Source organism: Burkholderia sp. E168m23, assembly GCF_016586125.1.
Lineage (GTDB): Bacteria > Pseudomonadota > Gammaproteobacteria > Burkholderiales > Burkholderiaceae > Burkholderia > Burkholderia orbicola.
Genome location: NZ_BCPP01000529.1, coordinates 1 through 4,938, shown reverse-complemented (window position 1 = coordinate 4,938; position 4,938 = coordinate 1). Strand labels below are relative to the sequence as shown.

Genomic DNA, 4,938 nt, shown 5'->3' with positions numbered 1-4,938 from the left:
CGGCCGAATTCGACCTGCTGTGGGCGCTGGTGTGTCATGCGGGCGAAGTCGTCAGCCGCGACGATCTGATGCTGCAGTTGCGCGGCGTCGAATTCGACGGCCTCGACCGCACGATCGACGGGCGCATCTCGAAGCTGCGCCGCAAGCTGCGCGACGACGCGAGCAACCCGCAGCGGATCAAGACGATCCGCAGCAAGGGTTATCAATTCAGCAAGCACGCGTGGGAATGACGCCGCGCTCGCGCGACGCCGTCACGTTCCGCGCGGGCATTCCGCCCGCCGGCCGGGAGCCGCGATGATTCGACGAACCCGTTCGCACCCCGATGCACCGCCGCTGCCCACGCTGCGCTACGTCAAATGGCGCTGGCTGCATTTCCGGCGCGCGTGGACCGACACACGCGCCGACCGCATACCGAGCTGGTCGCGCCTGTACCTGCGCACCTACCTGCATCTGCTCGGCCTCGTGTTGCTGACCGCGCTGGTGCCCGCGCTCGCGCTGTGCGTCGAATTGTCGCCGCAGGTCGTATGGCATGCGTTCGACTCGCTGCCGGGCGACATCTGGATCGTGCTCGCGTTCGTGTTTACCGCGCCCGCGCTCGCCGCGTACCGGTGGATGCGGCCGGTCTGGTCGGATCTCGTGATGGTGCGCGAGCGCGCGATCGACTTTACCGGCGGGCGCTTCAACACGCGCGCGCGCGAATCGCACAGCGTGATCATCGGCCCGCTGGCGCGCACGCTGAATGCGCTCGCGATGCGCATGGAGCGGCTGATCGCCGCGCAGCGCGATCTGACCAACGGGATCTCGCACGAGTTGCGCACGCCGCTCGCGCGCGTGCGCTTCGCGCTCGAAATGCTGCGCGAACCGGGTTCGGCGGCCGAATACCAGGGCGCGCTCGACAGCATCGCGCAGGACGTGACCGAGCTCGAGGAGCTGATCGACATGAGCCTCACGTATGCACGGCTCGAATACAGCTCGCTGCAGTCGAACCTCGAGATGACGGCGCCCGTCGCGTGGTTCGAGCATCAGGTGAACGACGCGCAACTGCTGTATCCGGACCGGGCGATCGAGTCGCGCATCGAGATCGGAGCGGATTTGCGCGTGAAGATGGACCGGCGGCTGATGTCGTATGCGATGCGCAACCTGTTGCGCAATGCGAGCAAGTACGCGAAATCGCGGATCGTCGTTGGAATCTCGCTCGTGCACGGCAACGTCGGCATCTTCGTCGAGGACGACGGCCCCGGCGTGCCCGAGAGCGAGCGCGAACGGATCTTCGACGCATTCGTGCGCCTCGACCGCCGCACCGGCGGCTACGGGCTCGGCCTGTCGATCACGCGACAGGTGCTCCACGCGCACAACGGCCGGATCGCGGTCGTCGATCCGGTCGAACTCGGCGGCGCGCGATTCGAGATCAGCTGGCCGGTCTAGCACGACGTCGCGCGAGGCCCGACCCGCGGCCCGCCGTGAAGTCGACAGCTGCCGCCGGGACGGCGCCACGGATGCCGCCGCAGCGGCATCCGCGCATGCTCAATAAGTACGGCCGAGCTGCAGGTAGAAGTTGCGTCGGCCGCTGGGCGCGAGCGCCACGCCGATATAGACGGGCCCGAATGCGGTCGACAGGCTCGTGAAGAACGTGTAGCTCTGCTTGAGCGCGCCGCCGCCGATCTTCTGGCCGCTCGACCAGACGTTGCCGACTTCCGCGCTGGCGCCCACCGACAGCGCCTTGATCGGCGACGCGTTGAACGTCATCAACTGGTTCATGTACGTGATCTGTCCGTACGCGAGCTCGTTGCCGTTCAACTGGTCGGCCGCATAGGCAGACAGATGCTGGAAGCCGCCCAGCGTGAAGTTGAACGCATTGATCAGGTTGGTGCCGCCGATGCTCTTGCCGCCTTCGATCGTCGCGCTGACGCTGTGCCGGCCGAACTGCTGCGCGATCATCGCCTTGCCGTAGATCTCGGTGTAAGGCGCGTTGCTGATCCCGTCGGCGAAATCCTGTGCCGAGCCGCCGTTGCGCGACACCAGCGAGCGTTCGACCCGCAGTTCGCCGAAATAACCCTTGCGCGGGAACATCGGATCGTCGAGCTGATCGATGACGAGCCGCGCCCGCGCGATCAACGCCTGCGACGTGAAGCTCGGCCATAGCAGCGCCTGGCCGCTGCCGTCGTCGAACGGCAGGTTGTAGGTCGGCGAGCCGTGCCCGGTCACGTAGCCGAGACCGATGCGGAAATCGCCGAGCCGCGCGATCGGCAGGCCGAGGTCGATCCCGGCGCGCGCCGTCTGCATCAGGTACTGCGTGATCTTCACGTCGCCGGAGTCGTCGTACAGGTTCGCGTAGCGACGCTGATATTCCGCGTACGGCGACAGGTAGACGCCGTACGCGGTCGACAGCGGCTGGCGCAATTCGACGCGCGCCGACTGCAGGTCGCTGCCGATCGTCGTGTCCGCGCGGAATTCGAGCCCCGATTCCGTGAGCCACGGCCGCCGGTAGCCGACGTGCAGGCGGAAGCCGCCTTCGTCGGTCGAACTGCTCGACATGCCGAGCCCGAACAGCAGGAAGTTGGGCCCCCAGTACTTCTCGCGCGCGTCGATCTCGAGCACGTTGTCGTCGCCGCGGCTGACGATCTGCTGCGTGACGCTCTCGAAGTTGCCGCCCGTCGTGAGGCCGAGCAGGTCCTGGCTGACGGTCTTCGGATCATAGATGTCGCCCGGTTTCACGTGCAGCGCGTTGCTGACGACGCGCTTCGGCACGCCGCCGCTGGTCTTGATGTCGATGCGCGTGATCCGGATCGGCGGCGGCAGCGGCTGCGCATGTGAGGACCGGTAGGCCGCGTACTGTTCCGGCGTGAGCGCGAAGCGCCGCAGCTTCGGCAGCGCCGCGGTCGCGGCGGCCGCGCCGGCGGCGATCGCCTGCTTCGCGTTCTGGAAATCCGTGAACGCGAGCGAGCCCAGGTCCGGCGTGAGCAGCACGTCCCGCGCGTCGAGCTGCTTGCGCTGCGCGGTCACGTTCTGGCGGATCAGGATGCCGACCATCTGCTGCATCACGTCGGCCGGCGACGCGAGCGCGTCGAGCGGGCGCAGTTGCGAGCCGATGTCGACGGCGATCACGACGTTCGCGCCCATCTGCCGCGCGGTGTCGACGGGCAGGTTGCTGACGAGGCCGCCGTCCACGAGCGCGCGCCCGTTGATCTCGGCCGGCGCGAACAGGCCCGGCATCGCCATGCTCGCGCGAATCGCGAGCGGCAGCGAGCCGTGGTCGAGCACGACCATCTGGCCGGTCTGCAGGTCGGTCGCGACCGCGCGGTACGGGATCGGCAACTGGTCGAACGGCTGGTTGGTCGGCACGGCGGCCGTCCAGTTCGCGAGCAGCGCCTGCAGCCGGTTGCCCTGGACGAGGCCGACCGGCGCCTTGACGCCCTTTTTGCCGAAGCCGAGCGTCAGCCCGTTGATGTACAGGCGTTCGTCCTCGCGGCTGGTTTGCGGCAGGTCCGCGCGATCCGTCACGTCGAACGCGATATCCGCCAGGTTGACCTCGGACAGCCGCCTCTGCATCTCGTCGGCCGCCATCCCGCTCGCATACAGGCCGCCGACCACGGCGCCCATGCTGGTGCCCGCGATGCAGTCGATCGGAATCCGGTTGTCCTCCAGGACTTTCAGGACCCCGAGGTGTGCATAGCCGCGCGCACCGCCGCCGGACAGCACGAGGCCGATCGACGGGCGGCCGGCCGGGCCGCCGTCGGCCGTGCAGGTGTGCGCGGACGCAGCGGGTGCGGTGGGCGTGGCGGCGGCCGGCGCGTTGGCTGCAGCGGCAACGGTCTGGGCAGCGGCGGATTCGGCGGCCGGCAGCGGTTGCGCGGCGAGCGTGCAGCACCAGAAGGCAACGAGCGTCGTGCAGAGCGGGCCCAGCGGCGCCCAGCGGAAGAAAGCGGTCGCTGTCATGGCGAAGATACCTGGCGTGATCGTGCGTCTGAGGCCTGCCGGGAGCAGGCAAGACCGAGAGATTACCGTGTTTTACAAGCCCGACGCGAGAGGCCGTTGCGTAGCCGGACGTGCCCGGAACGCCACATTCGGCAAATTGGTCGCGAAAAAATCATGGGAATTGCCTAAAGTATCGGAACGATTTGCCGCTAAGCTCGTGATGGGGCGGTATGGACGCGCGGCAAAAAGTGCGGCGCGGCTGTCCCGGCCCGTTCCCTCACCAAGGTTTGATATGTCGACACCGCTGTTCGGAAAGTTGTTTGCGCAACCCGTTGCGATCGACCCGGGAACGGCGAGTACGCGGATCTATACGCATGAACGCGGCGTGGTGCTGAACCAGCCGTCGGTCGTGTGCTTCCGCAAGGGCGGCGCGAGCGACGCGCGGCCGACGCTCGAGGCCGTCGGCGAGCTGGCCAAGGCGCTGCTCGGCCGCGAACCGGGGCATCTGGAAGCCGTGCGGCCCATGCGCCACGGCGTGATCGCGGACGCGCACGCGGCCGAGCAGATGATCCGCAGCTTCATCGACATGTCGCGCACCCGCTCGCGCTTCGGCCGCCGCGTCGAGGTCACGTTGTGCGTGCCGTCCGATGCGACGGCCGTCGAGCGCCGCGCGATCCGCGAGGCCGCGTTCGCGGCCGGCGTATCGGAGGTCGAACTGATCGAGGAGTCGCTCGCGGCCGGGCTCGGCGCGGGCTTGCCGGTGACCGAGCCGGTCGGCTCGATGGTCATCGACATCGGCGGCGGGACCACCGAAGTCGCGGTCATCGCGCTCGGCGGCATCGTCTACCGCGAGGCGATCCGCGTCGGCGGCAGCCAGTTCGACGCGGCGATCGTCAACCATGTCCGCAACCTGTACGGCGTGCTGCTCGGCAACAGACGGCGGAGCACGTGAAGAAGGCGATCGGCTCGGCCACCAGCGCGGTGCCGCGCACGTCCGACCCGCGCCGTCGGCCGCAGCATCGG

3 protein-coding genes and 1 pseudogene are annotated in these 4,938 nt (G+C 68.3%); 3 read left to right on the top strand and 1 reads right to left on the bottom strand.

Annotated elements, in window-relative coordinates:
- Together JMF90_RS23920 and JMF90_RS23915 are read left to right on the top strand one after the other, a co-directional pair.
- Positions 1-230: winged helix-turn-helix domain-containing protein (locus tag JMF90_RS23920; protein ID WP_201325504.1), on the top strand; the 230-nt coding region annotated here is incomplete at its 5' end.
- Between the two features lie 64 nt (positions 231-294).
- A complete protein-coding gene (locus JMF90_RS23915) occupies positions 295-1,425 on the top strand; it encodes an ATP-binding protein (protein WP_011547225.1) in 1,131 nt (376 codons plus the stop codon).
- Between the two features lie 99 nt (positions 1,426-1,524).
- On the opposite strand, the gene JMF90_RS23910 is transcribed toward JMF90_RS23915, so the two are convergent.
- The gene (locus tag JMF90_RS23910) at positions 1,525-3,936 is read right to left on the bottom strand and encodes a patatin-like phospholipase family protein (protein WP_011694800.1); all 2,412 of its coding nucleotides are present in this window, start codon (positions 3,934-3,936) and stop codon (positions 1,525-1,527) included.
- A 271-nt stretch (positions 3,937-4,207) separates the two neighbouring features.
- Between JMF90_RS23910 and JMF90_RS23905 the strand changes: the two are divergent.
- A pseudogene (locus tag JMF90_RS23905) lies at positions 4,208-4,938 on the top strand (rod shape-determining protein); the annotation flags it as partial.

What these genes read in the sequence shown, in the direction of transcription:
- JMF90_RS23915 (WP_011547225.1), top strand. Translation starts at nt 295, where the DNA reads ATGATTCGACGAACCCGTTCGCACCCCGATGCACCGCCGCTGCCCACG.
- JMF90_RS23910 (WP_011694800.1), bottom strand. Translation starts at nt 3,936, where the DNA reads ATGACAGCGACCGCTTTCTTCCGCTGGGCGCCGCTGGGCCCGCTCTGC.